Raw genomic sequence first — 19,319 nt, forward strand, 5'->3', positions numbered from 1 at the left:
ATACTGGCAGGCCACCGGGACGGACCAGGGTTCGGTTCCGATCGGTGTGCCGCAGTGGAATTCGCGCGTGTACGTGCTGGATTCCCGTCTCCAGCCGGTTCCCGCCGGTGTGGTGGGTGAGCTGTATCTCGCGGGCGATCAGCTGGCTCGCGGGTATGTGACTCGTCCGGATCTGTCGGCGGATCGTTTCGTGGCGAGCCCGTTCGACAAAGGGCAGCGGATGTACCGCACGGGTGATCTGGTGCGGTGGATCCACACCCGTACCGGGGAGCAAGCCGACGGCCGTGTCGCCGAGGCGCCGGTGCTGGAGTATCTGGGCCGTACCGATTTCCAGGTGAAGTTCCGTGGTCAGCGCATCGAGCTCGGGGAGATCGAGTCGGCGCTGCTGGCCGAGCCCGTGGTCAGCCAGGCGGTGGTCACGGTGGCCGCGTCCGATCTGGGTGAGCAGTTGGTCGCTTATGTCGTTCCGGCTCCGGGTGAGCAGGTCGACTCCAGCGCGCTGCTGGAATCCCTGCGTGATGTGTTGCCGGTGTACATGATCCCGGCCGTGGTCATGCAGCTCGACGCGTTCCCGCTGAACACCTCCGGCAAGCTGGACCGCAAGGCGCTGCCCGCGCCGGTGTTCGAGGCGCGGGAGTTCCGGGCGCCGTCGACCCCGATCGAGGAGGTCGTGGCGGGTGTCTTCGCCGACGTGCTCGGGCTCGAGCGGGTCGGCGCGGATGATGATTTCTTCGCTCTGGGTGGTAACTCGCTGATCGCGACGCAGGTCGTGGCACGGGTGGGTGCGGCCCTGGACACCAAGGTCGCGGTGCGTACCTTGTTCGAGGCCTCCACTGTGGCCGCCTTGGCCGCCGCCGCGGAATCCGCTACCGGGCGTGGCGATCTGCCGGTGCTGGCGCGCCGGGAACGGCCGGAGCGGGTGCCGTTGTCGCTGGCGCAGCAGCGGATGTGGTTCCTGAACCAGTTCGATATCGATTCGGCCGCGTACAACATCCCGGTGGCCGTGCGCCTGTCCGGGAATCTCGATATCGCCGCGCTGCGGCAGGCTGTCGCCGATATCGTGGGCCGGCACGAAACCCTGCGGACCGTCTACCCCGCGCAGGACGGGCGGCCGTACCAGCTCGTGCTGCCGGTCGGACGGGCCGTTCCGGAACTGACCCCGGTTCCGGTGGCCGCAGCGGAACTCCGCGACCGGATCACCGAGGTGATCGCGACCGGTTTCGACGTGACGGTCGAGGTGCCGCTGCGGGTGGCCCTCCTGCATCCGGCCGACGACGAATACGTCCTGGTCTTCGTGGTGCACCACATCAGTACCGACGGCTGGTCGATGGGTCCGCTGACCCGGGACCTGATGACCGCCTACGCGGCGCGCACCTCCGGTTCGGCTCCCGCGTGGACGCCGCTGCCGGTGCAGTACGCCGACTACAGCCTGTGGCAGCGTGAGGTCCTGGGCTCGGAGGACGATCCCGAGAGCCTGGTCAGCGCGCAGGCAGGCTACTGGCGCAGGGCGCTGGCCGGGCTGCCGGACGAGCTGAATCTGCCGAGTGATCGGCCGCGTCCGATCGTGGCGACGATGGTCGGTGGCACCGTGCCGTTCCGGATCGACGCCGAACTGCACCGCGCGGTGACGCGGTTGGCCGCCGAGCACAACGCGACGGTGTTCATGGTGGTGCACGCGGTGCTGGCGCTGCTGCTCGCCCGGTTGTCGGCCACCAACGATGTGGCCATCGGTACGCCCATCGCGGGTCGCGGCGAGGCCGAACTCGACGATGTGGTCGGGATGTTCGTCAACACACTGGTGCTGCGGTCGCATGTGCGCGGCGAGTCGAGTTTCGGTGAGTTCCTGGCGGCGACCCGGGAAGCCGATCTGCAGGCGTTCGCGCACGCCGATGTGCCGTTCGAACGACTGGTGGAACTGGTCGAGGTGGAGCGCTCGACCGCCCGGCATCCGTTGTTCCAGGTGGCATTGTCGTTCGAGAATCTGCCGCAGGGTGATTTCGAACTGCCGGGACTGCGGGTCGGCGCTGTCGATTTCGATGCCGAGAGTGCGAAATTCGATCTCTCGCTGCGGATCACCGAAACCGGCGACGGTATGGCGGCGGCCTTCTCCTTTGCCCGGGACCTGTTCGACTCCGACACCATCGGGGTCTTCGCGCGCCGGTTCCTGCACCTGCTGTCGGCCATCGTCCGCGACCCGCAGGCGCCGATCGGCGATCTGCCGATCATCGACGATTCCGAGTACCGCCTGCTCACCCATGTCCGCGGTGACGATGTCATGGCGACGGGTCTGATGCCCGACCTGCTCACCGCCGGTGTCCGGATCGCACCGGACGGTGTGGCGGTGCGCTACCGGGGCCGGTCGGTGACCTACCGCGAGCTGGACGAGCAGTCGTCGCGGTTGGCGCGGGTGCTCATCGATCGCGGCATCGGTCCGGAGCGGATCGTCGCGCTGGCGCTGCCGCGGTCCTACGAGATCGTGCTGGCGTTCTGGGCCGTGGCCAAGGCCGGCGGCGCGCATGTACCGGTGGATCCGAACTACCCGCCGGACCGGATGCGGCATATGCTCTCCGACTCCGGTGCCGTACTGGGGCTCACCAGCAGCGAGTACGTGGACCGGTTGCCCGGCGAGGCGCAGTGGCTGCTGCTCGACGATCCGGAGTTCCTGGCACAGGTGGCGGCGAAACCGGATAGTGCCGTGACCGATACGGACCGGATCACGTCGTTGGCGATGTCGCATCCGGCGTACGTCATCTACACCTCCGGATCGACAGGTCTGCCCAAGGGCGTGATGGTGACGCATGCGGGTATGGGTGGTCTCGCCGATGTGGCGGCCGATCTGTACGGCGTCGATTCCCGGCACCGGTTCCTGCACATCTGTTCGCCGAGTTTCGATCCGTCGGTGCTGGAATGGGTGTGCACCGCGTATGTGGGTGCGACTCTCGTCGTGGTCCCGGGTGAGATAATCGGCGGTCCAGAACTGGCCGAACTCCTGCGGACCGAAGCGGTGACCCACGCGATCATCACTCCGGCGGTGCTGGGCACGCTGGATCCGGCGGGCCTGGACGCGCTCGAGGTGCTGTCGGTCGGTGGCGATGTGACCACCGCCGAACTACTGGCCAAATGGGAGCCGGGCCGCAAGTACTTCAACGGTTACGGGCCCACCGAGACGACCATCATCTCGTCCTACGCGCGACTGTTCGCCGGCGAGCACGTCACCATCGGCGACCCGGTGCACGGTATGGCGGCACTGGTCCTGGACGCGCGGCTGAAACCGGTACCGCCGGGTGTGGCGGGTGAGCTGTATCTGGCCGGTGGTGCGCTGGCCCGCGGTTACCACAACCGTCCGGGCCTGACCGCGGACCGGTTCGTCGCCAACCCGTACAGCTTCGAGGGTTCGCGGATGTACCGCACCGGTGATGTGGTGCGCTGGTACGCGAAACCCGGTGCGCGGGCCGGTAACGAGGCGTTGCCGACGGTGCACTGGGAACTGGACTATGTGGGCCGGTCGGATTTCCAGGTCAAGATCCGCGGTTTCCGCGTGGAACTGGGCGAGATCGATACGGCGCTGGCCGCGCATCCGGATGTCGAGTACGCGGTGACCCTCGGCCGGGACACCGATGCGGGCGCGACGATCCTGGTGTCGTATGTGCTGGCGGTACCCGGGCACAGCGTGGACACCGCCGCGGTGACCGAGTTCGTATCCGCGCGGTTGCCGGCGCATATGGTGCCGTCGGTCGTCATCGTCCTGGACGAGATCCCGCTGACCCCGGTCGGCAAACTGGACCGCAAGGCACTCCCGGAACCGGTCCTCGAGGCGCAGTCGTTCCGCGCTCCGGTCGGTGCGGTCGAGACGATCATCTGCGAGGTGTTCGCCGACGTCCTCGGGATCGCACGGGTCGGCGTGGACGATTCGTTCTTCGCACTCGGCGGCGACAGCATCCTGTCGATCCAGCTGGTATCGCGGGCCAAGGCGCGCGGAGTGGTCTTCACGCCCCGAGATGTGTTCGAGCGCCGGACCGTTGCCGCGCTCGCCGAGGTCGCCGGACGCGGCGACGCGGACGAGCAGCGGTTGGCGGAACTGCCCGGCGGTGGGGTCGGCGATATGCCGGTGCTGCCGGTCATGTCGCAGATTCTCGACGCGAACAGTCCCTACCACCGTTTCACACAACCCATGCTGTTGCGGCTGCCGGTCGATATCGACCGCGAAACCCTGGTCGCCACCTTGACGGCGGTATTCGATCACCACGACGCCCTGCGCACCCGCCTACGGGTCGTGGGCGGGGTGCCCGAGCTCGAAGCTCTCGCGCCCGGTGCGATCGATATCGACGCGCTGGTACGCCGGGTCGACCTCGACAATGGCATCGGCGAGGACGAACTGGTCGCCGTGGCGTCCGCCGAATTCGATGCCGCACTGGACCGGTTGGACCCGGCCGCCGCGGTGATGGCGCAGTTCGTGTGGTTCTCGTTCGACGGTGACCGGCGCGATGTGCTGCTCTTCGCCGCGCACCACTTCGTGGTCGACGGAGTGTCCTGGCGCATCATCATCCCGGATCTGGCCCTGGCCTGGTCCCAGCTCGCGGCCGGCGCCGCCGTGACGCTGCCGCCGGTCGGGACCTCGCTGCGCCGGTGGGCGCACGGGCTGGCCGAGGCCGCCGCCGAGCCCGGCCGGGTCGCGGAACTGCCGTACTGGCAGAAGATCGCCGCCACCCCGGATCCGCTGCTGGGTGAGCGCGCCTTCGATCCGGCCGTTGATACCAACGCGACGGTCGAACGATTCGAGGTATCACTACCCGCCGATATCACCGAGGCGGTGCTGACCACCGTCGGTGCCCGCTATCACGGCGGACCCAACGACGCCCTGCTCGCGGCGCTGGCGCTGGCGCTGGCCCGCTGGCGCGACGACGGCCCGTCCGCGGCGGCGCTGGTCAAACTCGAGGGCCACGGTCGCGAAGAGACCGTGGTGCCCGGGGCCGATCTGTCCCGCACCGTCGGCTGGTTCACCGCCGTGCATCCACTGCGGCTGGACCTGCCCGGAATCGATATCGACGAGGCCTTCGCCGGTGGTCCCGCGTTCGGCGTGCTGGTGAAATCGGTGAAGGAACAGTTGCTCGCGGTGCCGGACAAGGGGCTGGGTTACGGCCTGCTCCGCTATCTGAACGCCGATACCGGCGACCAGTTGCCGGACCGGGTACCGGGCCAGATCGGTTTCAACTATCTGGGTCGTGTCTCCGCCGGGGAGGTCTCGCCCGAACTCGCCGAGCTCGGCTGGATGCCGACCGCCGAACTCGGTGCGATCGGTGCGGACGCGGACCGGGATATGCCGGCCAACGCCGTGCTGGATATCAATGCCATCGTCAATTCCGGTGCCGAGGGTTCGGTGCTGAGCGCGGTGTTCGCCTACCCCCGCGGGGTGCTCACCGAGGCGCGGGCCCGCGAGTTCGCGGATCTGTGGATCGCCGCGCTCACCGCGCTCGCCGACCATGTCCGCCGGCCGGAAGCGGGCGGTTTCACGCCGTCCGATATGTCGCTGGTGCGGGTATCGCAGGGTGATATCGAACGGTGGGAGCGCACCTATCCGGCGCTGTCGGAGGTCTGGCCGCTGTCGCCGCTGCAGTCGGGTCTGCTGTTCCACGCCCAGTTCATCCAGGACGGCGTGGACGTCTACACCATGCAGTCGTCGGTCGATCTGGCCGGCACGGTGGACCCGGCGCGGCTGCGGGCCGCCGCCGAGGCGATGATCGGCCGGTACCCGAACCTGCGGACCGCGTTCGTCGCCGACAGCGCCGGTCAGTGGGTGCAGGTCGTGCTCGATACGGTGCCGGTGCCGTGGCGCGATATCGATCTGCGCGGTCTGCCGGAGGACGAACGGGCCGGCGAGCTGCGCCGGTTGCTGGCCGCGGACCAGGCCGAGCATTTCGATATGTCGGTTCCGCCGCTGATCCGGTTCCATCTCGTGCGGATGACCAAGGACGCGTGGCAGCTGGCGATCACCACGCACCACATCCTGCTCGACGGCTGGTCCATGCCGCTGCTCATGCGGGAACTGCTGGTGCTCTACGCGCTGCGCGGCGATACCTCCGCGCTGCCGCGGGTGGCCTCGTACCGCAATTTCCTGTCCTGGCTCGGCGATCGCGATCGGGCCGCCTCCGCGGCGGCCTGGCGTGCGGAGCTGGCCGGTTTCACCGAACCCTCGCTGCTGGTCCCGCAACCGGCGCCGGCGGAGAACTACGAGGTCGGCACCGTCGTGGCCGAACTCGACGCGGACCGGACGCGGCAGCTGTCCGCGCGGGCCGCCGAGCTCGGTATCACGATGAACACGCTGCTGCAGGCGGCCTGGGGTGTGCTGCTCGGCTGGATGACCGGACGCGACGATGTGGTGTTCGGTACCACGGTGTCCGGCCGCCCCGCCGAACTGCCCGGTATCGAATCCATGGTCGGTCTGTTCATCAACACCCTGCCGGTCCGGGTGCGCCTCGATCACCGGGCCACCACCGGCGAGCTGCTCACCGACCTGCAGCGCGCGCAGGCCGACCTGCTGGAACACCACTACCTCGGGCTGACCGATATCCAGCGGGCCGCCGGGACCGCGGTGCAGTTCGACAGCCTGTTCGTGTTCGAGTCCTATCCCACCGACGCCGCCGAGGTCGCCGCCACCGGTGATATCGACGGTATGTCGATCGCCGGCGTGGGCACGCGGGACAACAGCCATTACCCGCTGACCCTCGTGGTGACCGCGGACCACACGGTCCGGATCGCGCTGAAGTACCTGACCAGCTCGTTCACGGCCGAGACGATCGACACCGCCGCCGCGCGGCTGCTGCGGGTGATCGATCAGCTGGTCGACGCGCCGGAACTGCCAGTGGGCGAGGTGGAGTTCCTGAGTGCGGCCGAGCGGGCGGAGCTGGGGTCGCGGTCCGGTGGTCCGGCGGTGCCGGCCCGGACCCTGCCGGATCTGCTGGCCGCCGCGGTGGCCGAGGACCGGTCGGCGCCGGCGGTGGTGTTCCGGGATCAGCGGTTGTCCTACGGCGAGATGGACGAGCGGTCGAACCGGCTGGCGCGGGTGTTGATCGAGCGGGGTCTGGGTGCCGAGGATCTGGTGGCGGTGGCGGTGCCGCGGTCGGCGGATTCGGTGCTGGCCGAATGGGCGGTCACCAAGTCGGGTGCGGCGTTCCTGCCGGTGGATCCGACGTATCCGGCGGATCGTATCGCGCATATGCTGACCGATTCCGGTGCCGCGGTGGGTATCACGGTGTCGTCGGCGCGGGCGGAGCTGCCGGATTCGGTGGATTGGCTGGTGCTCGACGAGCTGGATTCGCGGCGCTTCTCCGAAGAGGCGGTCACCGATGCCGACCGTGTCCGTCCGCTGACGCCGGCGAACACCGCCTACGTCATCTACACCTCCGGTTCCACGGGTCTGCCCAAGGGCGTGGTCGTCACGCACGCCGGTCTGGCGAATTTCAGTGCCGAACAGGTCGAGCGGTACGGACTGAACCGGCATTCGCGGGCGCTGGCGTTCGCGTCACCGAGTTTCGACGCCTCGATCCTGGAACTGCTGCTGGCGGTGGGTTCCGCGGGTGCGCTGGTGGTGGTACCGCCGGGGACCTACGGCGGAGCCGAGCTGGGCGAGCTGATCGCCCGGGAGCGGGTAACGGTCGGGTTGATCACGCCGTCGGTGCTGGCTTCGCTGGACCCGGCCGATCTGGCGGATATGCGGGTGATCATCGCCGGTGGCGAGGCCATCTCGGCGGATCTGGTGGCGAAATGGTCCGCGGTTCGCGACGGCGGGGTCGAGCGCCGGCTGCACAACGCCTACGGTCCGACCGAGGCGACTGTCGCGACGAATATCAGTGGCGCGCTGCTGCCGGGCGATCCGGTGACCATCGGCGGTCCGGTGCGCGGTATGCGCGCGCTGGTACTGGACGACCGGTTGAACCCGGTCCCCGAGGGCGTGGCCGGTGAGCTGTATGTCGGTGGTATCCAGCTGGCGCGCGGCTATCACGCGCGAGCGGGTCTGACGGCGCAGCGTTTCGTCGCCGACCCGTTCGGTGCGCCGGGTTCGCGGCTGTACCGCACCGGTGACATCGTGCGCTGGCGGCGCGACGGTGCCGGTGACCCGGCGGTGGAGTACGTGGGCCGCAATGATTTCCAGGTCAAGATCCGCGGTTTCCGGATCGAACTCGGCGAGATCGACTCCGCGCTGACCTCGTTCGACGGCGTCGACTTCGCGATCACGGTCGGGCACCGCAACCCGACCGGCGTGGTATCGCTGGTGTCGTATGTGGTGGCCGCGCCGGGTGTTTCCATCGATACGGCCGGCGTGCGTGCGCATATCGAGAAGCGGCTGCCGGGCTATATGGTGCCGTCCTCGATCACGGTGATCGACGAGATCCCGCTGACACCGGCGGGGAAGCTGGACCGCAACGCATTGCCGGAACCGGTGTTCGCCGCCGATGCCGGCTACCGTGCCCCGCGCACACCGCTGGAACAGACCGTGGCCGAAGTCTTCGCCGAAGTGCTCGGCGTGGACCGGGTGGGTGTGGACGATTCGTTCTTCGCCCTCGGCGGTAACTCGCTGCTCGCGACCAAGGTGGCGGCCCGGTTGGGCGCGGTCACCGGTGCCGAGATCAGTGTGCAGTGGATGTTCACCGAGGCGACGGTCGCCGGGCTCGCCGCCCGGATCGTCGAACCCGATTCCGCGACGGAACTGTCCGAGGCGGCATTGCGGGTGGTGCTGCCCATCCGGGAGACCGGTACGGCGACCCCGATCTTCGCTGTCCATGCCCGCGACGGGCTGGCGTGGAATTTCGCCGCGCTGACCGGACTGCTGCCGGACGATCAGCCGATCTACGGTCTCCAGTCGCCCGCCTATACCGAACCCGACTACGCCCCGGACTCGCTGGCGGAGATCGCGGCCCGGTATCTGGCGGAGATCCGGCGGATCCAGCCCGACGGTCCGTATCGCCTGCTCGGCTGGTCCCTGGGCGGGGTACTGGCCCACGCCATCGCTACCGAATTGCAGGCGGCGGGGGAGCAGGTCGAGATGCTGGCCCTGCTCGACAGCCATCCGGCCGTCGACCCGGGGATCTTCGAAACCCTGCTCCGTGCCGCGCTGGTGGAACAGGGCATCCTCACCGAGGAGCCGGGGATGGACCGGGCTGTCGGCGAACTCGACGACGCCGAACTGGAACGACTGCACCGACTGATCCCGCCGGAATTGCTGACATTGCCGGTGGAACGGTTGCGCGGGGTGTACCGGACGGCGGCACGATCGGCGGAACTGATCGCAGAACACCGGCCCCGGACCTACCGCGGTGTCATCGATTTCTTCCGTGCCGAGGTGCCCACGCCGGGTGCGCGGCAGGCCGGTCCGCGGGCGGAGGACTGGTTGCCGTATGTGGCCGGGGAAATCGTCGAATACGCGGTACCGGCGACACACGACGAGATGACTACGGCGGAGTCGTTCTCGGTGATCGCGCCACGGCTGCTGGCCCGGATCCGGGGGACGGCCGGCGAAGAAGACTGAACCGGTACGCGGTCGGCGGCCGCCATTACGAACGCAGCCGACCGCGCCGCGGTTCGGTGGTGAACCCGGCCGGCCGTGGGGCCTCGGGCTACAGCAGTGCGCTCGAGCGACCGGCCGGGGCGCGCCGGCCGCTCGCCGGGTCGCCGAAGAGTTCGCGCAGTTCGTCGGTATCGGGTAGGCCGAACGGACGCGTGATCACTCTGCGCGTCGCCATGACTGCCCTCAACCGAGGACCAGCGGAAGCTTTGCGGCCGACTCGCCCAGCGCGTCCTGTTCGTCCGCTGTCGCGGTGCGGCGACCGGTGCCGATCAACAGGGCGTCCCGGTCGGAGAACGTCGCGGGGAATGCGGCTCCGGCGATGCGCTCCAGCAGCTCTCGCGAACGGGTGAGGCATTCTTCGGGCGGCTGCTCGGCATGCGGGAGATGAGCGACCAGGTCCAGGTGGTGCAGCGTCCACTCCAGGACATAGGCGGACAGATAGTCACCGGCGGTGAGGACTTCGTCGCGGGTGCTCACCCGCTGATCGGGGTCGGCGAGTACGGCGGCGCGTCCGGCGGCCGAGCCGACATCGTCGAGATGGAGTTCGAGCAGGCGCGGTTCACCGTAGGCGGCGGCCAGCCGGACGGTCAGGGCATCGAGCGGATCGTCGCCGGTCGGCGAGGTCTCGGCGATATCCCAGTACGTCACCGCGTCGCGGGTGGGCTCCTTGTCGGTTGGGGTCACCAGGGTGATCAGCACATCCTGGGCATCGATGATCAGGTGGCAGACCAGATCCCGGACGAGCCAGCCGGTACATCCCGAAGGCCGGCCGAAATCCTGGTCCGCGAGTCCGGCGACCGCCGCGCGCAACGCGGTCCACGAGCGTGAGAAGTGATCCACCGCCGCAAGCTAGCAGCGCCGACCCCCTGCCGGGAGCGGTTTCCCGGTCGGGACGAGGCCGGGCGCTGTTTCGGGCGTGTCCCCGGTAACGACGAGCCGAGTCGCTTCGCGCCGCGCGATCGCGCTCAGGGACGGGTGGCCTGCGCCAGGTCCAGATCGATATCGAACGGCACCGTGACGCTGAGCCGGTCGTGATGAATACCGGTCGGCGTGTACTTCTCCGTCGCCGGATCGAGTTCGTAGACGTAGACGACGGCCCGGCCGTCCACGTTCTCCACGCGCCAGAAGTGCGGGATACCGGCTTCGGCGTACAACTGGGGTTTGCGCTTGCGATCCCGCTCGACGGAGTCGGGGGAGACCACCTCGATGACGAGGACGGTGTCCGCCGGACGGTAGGTCACTTGTTCGATACCGGTGTACGCGGTAGCGGCCGCCACCATTACATCGGGCTCGGGCCGCTGGCGTTCATCCAGCGTGATGGTCATTTCTCTCAGTGCGATCAAATCCTCGGGAGCCTGGCGCTTCAATTCCCACCAGAAGAAGTTGATGACGCACATGTGGAACATCTTCTGCGGGCGCGCGTTGACGAGACTCCCGTCGATCAATTCGGTGTGCGAGGGCAGATCGGGTAGCCGGTCGAGGTCTTCGGCGAAGTAGCCCTCGGGTGGCGGTACCGGCCAGCCCCGGGACGGCCGGTCGTCCGTCGGTGTCGGGTCGGCGGTCATCTGGTCCCTCGCTCTGCGCACGGTGATCGACTGACCCGACCAGTATCGCACGGTGTGGCTGTGACCAGTGGCTTCGGCGGAATCGTGCGAACGGAATCGGTGCGTGGCCCGGCGTGCCCGGCCGTCGGCCGGGCCGCGGGGGTCGATCATGACCGCATGGGTTCTCGACGTATCGGCGGCCGCGCGCATCTGTGGCGGAACGTGGGCACGGTGCTGTCCGCGCTGCTGTTCTACTACTTCGTGCCGGTCGGACTGGAACTCCCCGGCTTCTGGCCGACGAGGGTGGTCACGTTGGTGGCTTTCGTCGCCGGGGTGGCAGGGTTGTGCTGGCTGGCCTATCGCCGGATCGGCCAGTTCCTGGCCGCGACCGACGATACGGGTCGCCGCGTCGACGGGTTGCTGCTGCTGATCACCCTCGTCGTGCTGTTCTTCGCACTTTTCTATTACCTCCTCGAGCTCCACCAGCCCGGACAGTTCGCCGAACTTCGTACCCGTAACGACGCGCTCTACTACACCGTCGCGACTCTGGGCACCGTCGGTTTCGGTGATGTGCACCCGGTCGGGCAGGCCGCCCGGATAGCGACCACGGTGCAGATGGCCTTCGACCTGGTGGTGATCGGCACGCTGCTGGCCGTGACGACGACCGGGATCACCCGGCGTTTGGACCGCACGGATGTCGGTGGCCCCCGGTAGCCTGAGGCCGTGCCCGAACTACCGGAAGTGGAGGCGCTGGCGCAGTTCCTGCGGGAGCACGCGGTCGGCGCGGTGGTGGGGCGGATCGATATCGCGGCGCTGAGCGCGATCAAAACCTTCGATCCGCCGGTGACGGCGCTGTCGGGGCGGGATGTGACCGGCGCCGGGCGGTGGGGGAAATTCCTCGGGATGGATTGCGGGGGTCTGTGGATGATCACCCATCTGTCCCGGGCGGGCTGGCTGCGCTGGACCGACAACCCGAGCGTGAGCCCGCCCAGGCCGGGTCGCGGTCCGCTCGCGCTGCGGGTGCACTTCTTCACACCCGAGGGCGCCACCCCGGCCTTCGACCTCACCGAGGCGGGCACCAAGAAGCGCCTCGCGGTCTACATCGTGAACGACCCGGCACAGGTTCCGGGAATCGCCCGACTCGGGCCCGACGCGCTCGCGGTCACCGAGCCGCAGTTCGCCGAGCTGCTGGCCGCCGCGCCGGGGCGGATCAAGAATGTACTGGTCGATCAGACCGTGCTCGCCGGCATCGGCAACGCTTACTCCGACGAGATCCTGCACACCGCCAAGATCTCGCCGTTCGCCACGGCCAAGACCCTGCCGGCGGCGAAGGTCGCCGACCTGTACGCGGCGATGCGCACGGTGCTGGCGGATGCCGTCGCGCGGTCGGTCGGGCAGGACGCCGCCCGGCTCAAGGGCGAGAAGCGTTCCGGTATGCGGGTGCACGCCCGCACCGGCCTGCCCTGTCCGGTATGCGGGGACACGGTCCGCGAGGTCGCTTTCACCGATCGCTCGTTCCAGTACTGCCCCACCTGCCAGACCGGCGGCAAGGTCCTTGCCGACCGCCGGATGTCACGCCTGCTCAAATAAGCCGTACCGGAGGCCGCTTTCGTCTCGGGTCGCCCGGAGCCGGACGGAAGTGTGGCCGCCGAGCGGACAGCCGATTCAGCCGGTCCGCTCCGAATCGGGTTCCGTGTCTTCCGGTGCCGCATCGTCCGCGCTGCCGGAGACTTCGTCCACGACCTGCGCGGCCGCATCGGCGACGGTCGCCGCGACCGGGTGTTCGGCGGCGACCGTGTCGAGCAGCGTCCCGTCGCCCTGGGACTCGGTTTCGTGGCCGGTGTCCGCGTCGGTGGCCGGAACAGCCGCCCCGACCCCGGCCGGAACCAGCTGCGGTGCGCGGACGCCCGCCCATAATTTGCGCCGGTCGCTGTCCGGGTCGTTGTCCACCCGGCCCGGCGCGTCGATGATGAGCGTGCTGCGTTCCTGTTCGGTGTAGCGCGGCCAGGAGGGCAGCGGTTCGCCGGTGCGAGCGAAATGCAGCCAGTTGTTCTGGACCTGGCGGGTGACCGCGAGCAGACCGCGACGGCTGCCGCCGGCGGTGAGGCCCCGGCTCCACGGTTCGTAGACCGTGCCGAAGGTGGGCAGCAGATCGGTCGCGTGTGTGGCGCCCAGTTTGTAGAGCTGGAAGAGCCGGGGCGCGAAATCGTAGCGATAGAAGTAGGTGGGGGAGTGGCGGCTGTGTCCCTCCGCCACCGCCACCGAGGGCCGCCAGAAGAAGTAGTCGCCGCCCGCGCGGATCGCGGCCTGTTCGGCCGGGAAGCCCGGATAGGTGGAGAACACCCGGGGGTAGAGGTCGGGTCCGGCGGCCGAGAGTGCCTTCTTGAGGCGTTCCGGGCGGGTGGGCAGCGTATCGGTGAAGCGGTTGAACAGGGCGCCCTCGTTCCGGCAGGTGCCGATGATCAGCGGGACCCGGTGGGTGTGGCCCTCGGTGAAGGCGTCGAACGGCGTGCGCGGCAACAATTCGCCGTCGGCCACCGGCGCGGCCGGGAAGAAGCCCGGACACTCCGCCATCGCCGCGTTCGACGCCCGGTTGAACGCGCGGCGGATATCGTGCGGGTCGGCGGCGCGTAACGCGTGATTCGCGTCCTCGGGGGCGATACCGAGCCGGTCGATGACGCGGCGCGCGAATTCCCGCGATTCGGTGACCGTCAACCCCCAGTCCGCGGGTGGGCTCTGCGCGATACCGCGGTGGAAGAGGCCCTCCGCCGAGGGAGTCGCCAGCAGGCTCAAAACCGCGTGCGCGCCGGCGGACTCGCCGAAGATCGTCACATTGTCCGGGTCACCGCCGAATTCGGCGATATTGGCCCGGACCCAGCGCAGGGCCGCGATCTGATCGCGTAGTCCGAGATTGGAGTCGTAGGGGCTGTCCGGTGTGGAGAACTCGCTGAAATCGGCGTATCCGAACGCGCCGAGCCGATAGTTGATCGACACCACGAGCACATCCCCGTCGGCCGCCAGCTGGACACCGGAGTAGAGGCGCAGCGCCGAAGTGCCGAAGAGGTAGCCGCCGCCGTGGATGAACACCATCACCGGACGCGGCCGCACCGACGCGGTGGCGGGCGCCACGACATTCAGTGTCAGCGAATCCTCGCTCATCTCCTGTATCTTGCGCGGTCCCAGCCGTACCCCGAAGGTCGACTGGATACCGGCCGCGCGGAAATAGGTCGCGTCGCGGACATCGGTCCACGGCTGCACCGGCTGAGGTGAACGGAACCGCAGGTCACCCACGGGTGGCGCGGCGTACGGCAGCGACCGCCAGTACATCACGCGCCGGCCGCGGCGACCGCGGACCACACCGTCGGTGGTCGTGATCTGTTCGGTAACGCTCATCTACCCGATCGTAACGACGAGCGGTCGGTTTCCAACAGTCGTAACCAGAATTCGCTGATCGCGGGAAAGGCCGGCACCGCGTGCCACAGCGCGTCCAGGGGGACGCGTCCGGCCACCGCGATGGTCGCGGCGTGCAACTGTTCGCCGACATCGGGTCCCACGAAGGTGGCCCCGAGCACCGTGTCGGTGACGGTGTCGATCACCAGCGCGGCGCGTCCGGTGTAGTCGTCGCGGGCCAGCGCCGAACCGGCGACCGCGATATCCAGTTCGACGGTGCGGATCTCGTGGCCGGCTTTCCGGGCCGCGGCGGCGGTGAGCCCGACGGCGGCGACCTCGGGGTCGGTGAACACCACCTGCGGTACCGCGTGGTGGTCGGCGGCGGCCCGATAGCGCGGGCCGGTCAGCGACCGGCCCGCGGCGCGCGCGGAGATGACGTCCCCGCACACCCGGCCCTGGTATTTGCCCATATGGGTGAGCGCGGCGCGATGATTGATATCGCCGACCGCGTACAGCCATTCCCCGGGTACGCCGGACACCGTCAGCTGATCGTCGACCGCGACGTACCCGCCGGGCAGGCCCACTGTTTCCAAGCCGATGTTGTCGGTGTTGGGCACCCGCCCCGCCGCCACCACGATCTCGTCGGCGACCAGCGTGGTCTCCCCGTCCGGGCCTTCGGCGTGCACCGTGACGGCGCCGCCGTGTATCCGGCCCTCGCCGTGGTCGACGGCCGCCGGGCGGGTCACCCGCAGCGGCCTGGTTCCGAATCGGATCTGCACTCCCTGCGCGGTGAGCGCGGAGGCGACGTACTCCCCGGCGAACGGTTCCACGCCGGTGAGCAGCCGGTCCCCGCGGACCAGTACGGTCACCTCCGCGCCGAGCGCCGAGAGCCAGGTGGTGGCCTCACAGGCCACCACGCCGCCGCCGATCACGATCACGCGTTTCGGGATCTCGTGCAGGTTCGTGGCGTCGCGGGAGGTCCAGGGCAGGGCCTCGCGCAGCCCCGGGACGTCCGGGACAGCCGCGTGCGTCCCGGTGGCCAGCACCACCGCCGAGCGGGCGCGCAGTACCCGGTCGCCGACCCGCACCCGGCGTTCCCCCTCGAGCCGGCCGGCGCCGCGGATCACCTCGATACCCTGCTGGGCCGCCCACTCGACCTGACTCGAATCGTCGTGGTCGCCGTTGTGGGCGTGTACGAATTCGTCGCGTCGGCGCAGCACTTCGGCGGTATCGGGTCCTTCGGCCTCGATACCGGGGATGCCCAGCGCGGCCCCCAGCACATGGCCCGGGCGCAGCAGTGCCTTACTCGGAATACAGGCCCAGTACGAGCATTCGCCACCGAGCTTCTCCGGTTCGACGATCGCCGCGGTGCGATCGCTGCCGGCGATCGCGTAGGCGGCCGCGTTCTCACCGGCCGGACCCCCGCCGAGGACGATCACATCGTATTCGGCGACGCCACTGTCCGCGGTGGCGTCGCTGTCGGTGTCGGGCATCAGGGCTCCTGAGAGGGTGTCTGGAATCTCGGATTGCCGGGTCCGGGTCTGTGGGCCGGGCGTGGGGCGCGTGTGCGCTGCCGGAGGGTTCGGCACCCGTGTTGTCCTGCGGTTCTGTTCGCGGGTTGGACCGGCGTGCACTCCCGCACCGGTACACGCCGCGGCCGCGCGATCGGGTTTCCCCGGTTCGAGAAGAAAACCATCAGCACCGCATCGTTCCGGCTCCGCGACAAACACTCCAGAACCGGGCGATCGGCGATCCGAGTCGGCGACGATGACACGCCGCGATCGGTGACGTGGCCCGGTCTCGGGCTGGGTTGTCGGCATTCCTGGTCGCCGCCATTAGCAAGGGACGTGAAGTCGCTCGGGTCGATCACCCACCGAAACCCCTGGCTCGGGGGTTGGCGCGGCAGCGACGGCCGGCGAAAGCCCTGTCGAGGAAGGACAAAGGCTCCCACAACCGGCGAGAAGCCGCTGCCCGGCCGGCTCGCCATCATCATCGTGTGGCGAATGTGCGTCGTCATTTCCTGCATCAGGTCACCAATGAGCTGGTCGAAACCCACGACCGGCTCGTTGTCGAGGACCACAGGCAAGACCCACCACGATCCCCGGACCTCCGAGCGGGGGCCGGGCTACCAATGCCCGCCGACGGGAAGGCGCTGGCCGGCACCTGATGGGTGCCGGTGCGACCGGCCCGGACGACGCGAGAACCGAGGCTCGTGCCCCGGTCGGGGTATGAGCCGAGGACGCCCGAGAAGGGCGGTGCCCGATAACCCATCGAGTTGTCAGACACGCTGCGTTACTGTAGGTAGCCCTCGACCTGTCCCGCCGATCGCGGCTGGGCCTCGTCCGGTGGCTCGTCGCGATCGATCCGGGCCCGCCGCTGCCGCAGCAGATCCCAGCACTGATCCAGCATGACCTCCACTTCGGCCAGTCGCCGCCGCTCCACGTCGGGATCGAGTTCCCCGCGCGAGGCCCGGGACCGCAGGTCGTGCTCGTGGTCGACGAGATCCTTGATCCGCCCGAGTATGTCCTGTTCGGTCATGCCGACCATGCTACGACCCCGGTGTCCGTCACCTGGTCATTCGGCCGGGCGCAGCAGATAGATGTCCATGATCCAGCCCTTGCGTTCGCGCAATTGCGCGCGCCGCCGCACGATATCGCCGGCGACCGCGCCGACCCGCCCGGCGATCAGGGCTTCGTCGGGCATCCCCAGATAGGCACCCCACCAGATGAACGTGTCGGCGGGGACGGTGGTGAAGGAGCAGTCGGCATCGAGCATGACCACCGTCGACCCGGCGCCCAGCCCTTCCTCGCGCAGGCGGCGCCCGGTGGTGATGTGTACCGGTTCGCCGATCCGGTGCAGCACGGTCCGGTGCCGGGCCGCGAGAGCGTGCACACTGGTGACCCCCGGGATCACGGTGTAGTCGAAGTCCAGCGCGCCCCGGGCCAGCACCCGCTCCACCATGCGCAGGGTGGAGTCGTAGAGCGCGGGATCACCCCACACCAGGATCGCGCCGACGCCGTCGTGCGCCGCGAACGCCTCCTCCAGCAGCAGCGAACGCCGTTCGTGCCAGTCCAGCACCGTGCCGCGGTAGTCCGTGGGGTCCCGGTCGCGAGGCGGGTCGGGGATCTCCACGATCCGGTAGGGGCGGTCGGCGTGTTCGGCGAGGATCGCGGTGCGCACCGCCACGAGCTCCTGTTTCTCGACGCCCTTACCGATCACGAAGTAGACGTCGACCTCCCGGAGGGCCTTGATCGCCTGCATCGTCACCTGGTCGGGGTCGCCGGCACCGATACCTATCACGTACAGCGTGCGCATGGGGTCAGCTTGGCAGGTCGCGGGCCGGGCCGAGCGCCGGGTGGGCGGCGAGCAACCGTCCCGGGCGGCTTCGCCACTCGCCCGCGACGCAGGGGCCGCCCCGGGGCGGCGACACGGCCTACCGGCCGCGAAGTAAGCTCGGCCCGTGGTCAGCGCAGCGAACAGTCAGGTCCCGGACCCGCGACACGCTCCGGACACCCAATACGAGGATCTGCTCCGGCTCGTCCTGGAGACGGGGACCGCCAAGGCGGATCGCACCGGGACCGGCACCCGCAGTGTGTTCGGGCACCAGCTGCGGTACGACCTGTCCGCCGGGTTTCCCTTGATCACCACCAAGAAGGTGCATCTCAAATCGATCGTGTACGAACTGCTGTGGTTCCTGCGCGGCGACTCCAATGTGCGGTGGTTGCAGGAGCACGGGGTCGGCATCTGGGACGAATGGGCCGATCCCGAGGGCGAGCTCGGTCCGGTGTACGGAGTGCAGTGGCGTTCCTGGCCGGCTCCCGACGGCCGCCATATCGATCAGATCGCCCAGGTGCTGCACACGCTGCGCACCGACCCCGATTCCCGGCGGATGCTCGTCTCGGCCTGGAATGTGGCCGAGCTGGACCGGATGGCGCTGGCGCCGTGCCATGCGCTGTTCCAGTTCTATGTCGCCGAGGGCCGGTTGTCCTGCCAGCTGTACCAGCGCAGCGCCGACCTCTTCCTCGGCGTGCCGTTCAATATCGCGAGCTACGCGCTGCTCACCGTGATGGTCGCCCAGCAGGCCGGGCTCACGCCGGGCGATTTCATCTGGACCGGTGGTGACTGCCATATCTACGACAACCACCACGAACAGGTGACCGAGCAGCTGACCCGCACGCCGTACCCGTTCCCGATACTCGAGCTGGAACCCGCCGCCTCGCTGTTCGACTACCGGTACGAGGACGTGCGGGTACACGACTACCGGCACCACCCGGGGATCAAAGCGCCGGTGGCGGTGTGACCGCGACCGGATCCGCGCGCGTGATCGGCCTGATCTGGGCGCAGACCCCCGACGGGGTGATCGGGGTGGACAACACCATCCCGTGGCGGGTGCCCGAGGATATGGCTCGGTTCAAGGAGACCACCGCCGGTCACCCGGTGATCATGGGCCGCCGCACCTGGGATTCGCTGCCCGCACGGTTCCGGCCGCTGCCGGGCCGGCGCAATATCGTGGTGACCCGGCAGTCCGGCTGGTCCGCGGATGGGGCGGAAGCGGCCGGGTCGATCGAGGCCGCGCTCGCGCTCGCGGCTCCCGCGACGACATGGGTGATCGGCGGCGGCGAGATCTACCGGCTGGCGCTGCCGTATGCCGGCGAACTGCTGATCACCGAGGTCGACACCGAGGTGGACGGGGACGCATACGCCCCGCCTCTGGATCCGCAGTGGTCGACGGCCGACCCGGCGACCTGGCTCGAATCCTCGACCGGACTGCGCTACCGGATCAGGCGTTTCACCCGGGACTGACCGCCGGCGCCCGCGTCCGG

Annotated in this window: 13 protein-coding genes; 6 read left to right on the forward strand and 7 right to left on the reverse strand. The window is 69.1% G+C overall.

Annotated elements, in window-relative coordinates:
- Positions 1-9,523, forward strand: a 9,523-nt coding sequence (locus NS4_RS24060; protein WP_063061782.1) for a non-ribosomal peptide synthetase, incomplete at its 5' end; no start/stop codon positions are given.
- A gap of 88 nt (positions 9,524-9,611) precedes the next feature.
- Here NS4_RS24060 and NS4_RS33710 read toward each other — a convergent pair.
- From NS4_RS33710 to NS4_RS24070, 3 genes are all read right to left on the reverse strand, one after another.
- Positions 9,612-9,737 (reverse strand): hypothetical protein, encoded by a 126-nt coding sequence (locus tag NS4_RS33710; protein WP_281219914.1) that lies wholly within the window; start codon positions 9,735-9,737, stop codon positions 9,612-9,614.
- Between the two features lie 8 nt (positions 9,738-9,745).
- On the reverse strand, positions 9,746-10,402 hold the full coding sequence (locus tag NS4_RS24065; RefSeq protein WP_063061783.1) for a maleylpyruvate isomerase N-terminal domain-containing protein: 657 nt from the start codon (positions 10,400-10,402) through the stop codon (positions 9,746-9,748).
- 125 nt (positions 10,403-10,527) lie between these two features.
- A complete protein-coding gene (locus NS4_RS24070; RefSeq protein ID WP_063061831.1) occupies positions 10,528-11,127 on the reverse strand; it encodes a Uma2 family endonuclease in 600 nt (199 codons plus the stop codon).
- A 156-nt stretch (positions 11,128-11,283) separates the two neighbouring features.
- Between NS4_RS24070 and NS4_RS24075 the strand changes: the two genes are divergently transcribed.
- The gene (locus NS4_RS24075; protein ID WP_063061832.1) at positions 11,284-11,820 is read left to right on the forward strand and encodes a potassium channel family protein; all 537 of its coding nucleotides are present in this window, start codon (positions 11,284-11,286) and stop codon (positions 11,818-11,820) included.
- A 9-nt stretch (positions 11,821-11,829) separates the two neighbouring features.
- Positions 11,830-12,696 carry an Fpg/Nei family DNA glycosylase gene (locus NS4_RS24080; RefSeq protein WP_063061784.1) on the forward strand — a complete coding sequence of 289 codons (867 nt, stop codon included), beginning with the start codon at positions 11,830-11,832 and terminating at the stop codon, positions 12,694-12,696.
- 75 nt (positions 12,697-12,771) lie between these two features.
- On the opposite strand, the gene NS4_RS24085 is transcribed toward NS4_RS24080, so the two are convergent.
- On the reverse strand, positions 12,772-14,499 hold the full coding sequence (locus NS4_RS24085) for a carboxylesterase/lipase family protein (RefSeq protein WP_084487657.1): 1,728 nt from the start codon (positions 14,497-14,499) through the stop codon (positions 12,772-12,774).
- A complete protein-coding gene (locus NS4_RS24090) occupies positions 14,496-15,989 on the reverse strand; it encodes a dihydrolipoyl dehydrogenase family protein (protein WP_063061785.1) in 1,494 nt (497 codons plus the stop codon). The genes NS4_RS24085 and NS4_RS24090 overlap by 4 nt, the downstream gene beginning before the upstream one ends.
- 296 nt (positions 15,990-16,285) lie before the next feature.
- On the opposite strand from NS4_RS24090, the gene NS4_RS31685 reads away from it, so the two are divergent.
- The gene (locus NS4_RS31685) at positions 16,286-16,663 is read left to right on the forward strand and encodes a transposase (protein ID WP_169811808.1); all 378 of its coding nucleotides are present in this window, start codon (positions 16,286-16,288) and stop codon (positions 16,661-16,663) included.
- 125 nt (positions 16,664-16,788) lie between these two features.
- Here NS4_RS31685 and NS4_RS24095 read toward each other — a convergent pair whose 3' ends face one another.
- Together NS4_RS24095 and cobF are read right to left on the reverse strand one after the other, a co-directional pair.
- Positions 16,789-17,034: a DUF2630 family protein gene (locus NS4_RS24095; RefSeq protein WP_063061833.1), complete on the reverse strand. Its 246-nt coding sequence runs from the start codon at positions 17,032-17,034 to the stop codon at positions 16,789-16,791.
- Positions 17,035-17,070: 36 nt separating this feature from the next.
- Positions 17,071-17,811, reverse strand: a complete 741-nt coding sequence (cobF, locus tag NS4_RS24100) for a precorrin-6A synthase (deacetylating) (RefSeq protein WP_063061786.1) — start codon at positions 17,809-17,811, stop codon at positions 17,071-17,073.
- 145 nt (positions 17,812-17,956) lie between these two features.
- Between cobF and NS4_RS24105 the strand changes: the two genes are divergently transcribed.
- Positions 17,957-18,796 (forward strand): thymidylate synthase, encoded by an 840-nt coding sequence (locus tag NS4_RS24105; RefSeq protein WP_063061787.1) that lies wholly within the window; start codon positions 17,957-17,959, stop codon positions 18,794-18,796.
- On the forward strand, positions 18,793-19,299 hold the full coding sequence (locus NS4_RS24110) for a dihydrofolate reductase (RefSeq protein WP_281219916.1): 507 nt from the start codon (positions 18,793-18,795) through the stop codon (positions 19,297-19,299). The genes NS4_RS24105 and NS4_RS24110 overlap by 4 nt, the downstream gene beginning before the upstream one ends.
- The last annotated feature ends 20 nt before the right edge of the window (positions 19,300-19,319 follow it).

The organism is Nocardia sienata NBRC 100364 (assembly GCF_001613205.1).
Taxonomy (GTDB): domain Bacteria; phylum Actinomycetota; class Actinomycetes; order Mycobacteriales; family Mycobacteriaceae; genus Nocardia; species Nocardia sienata.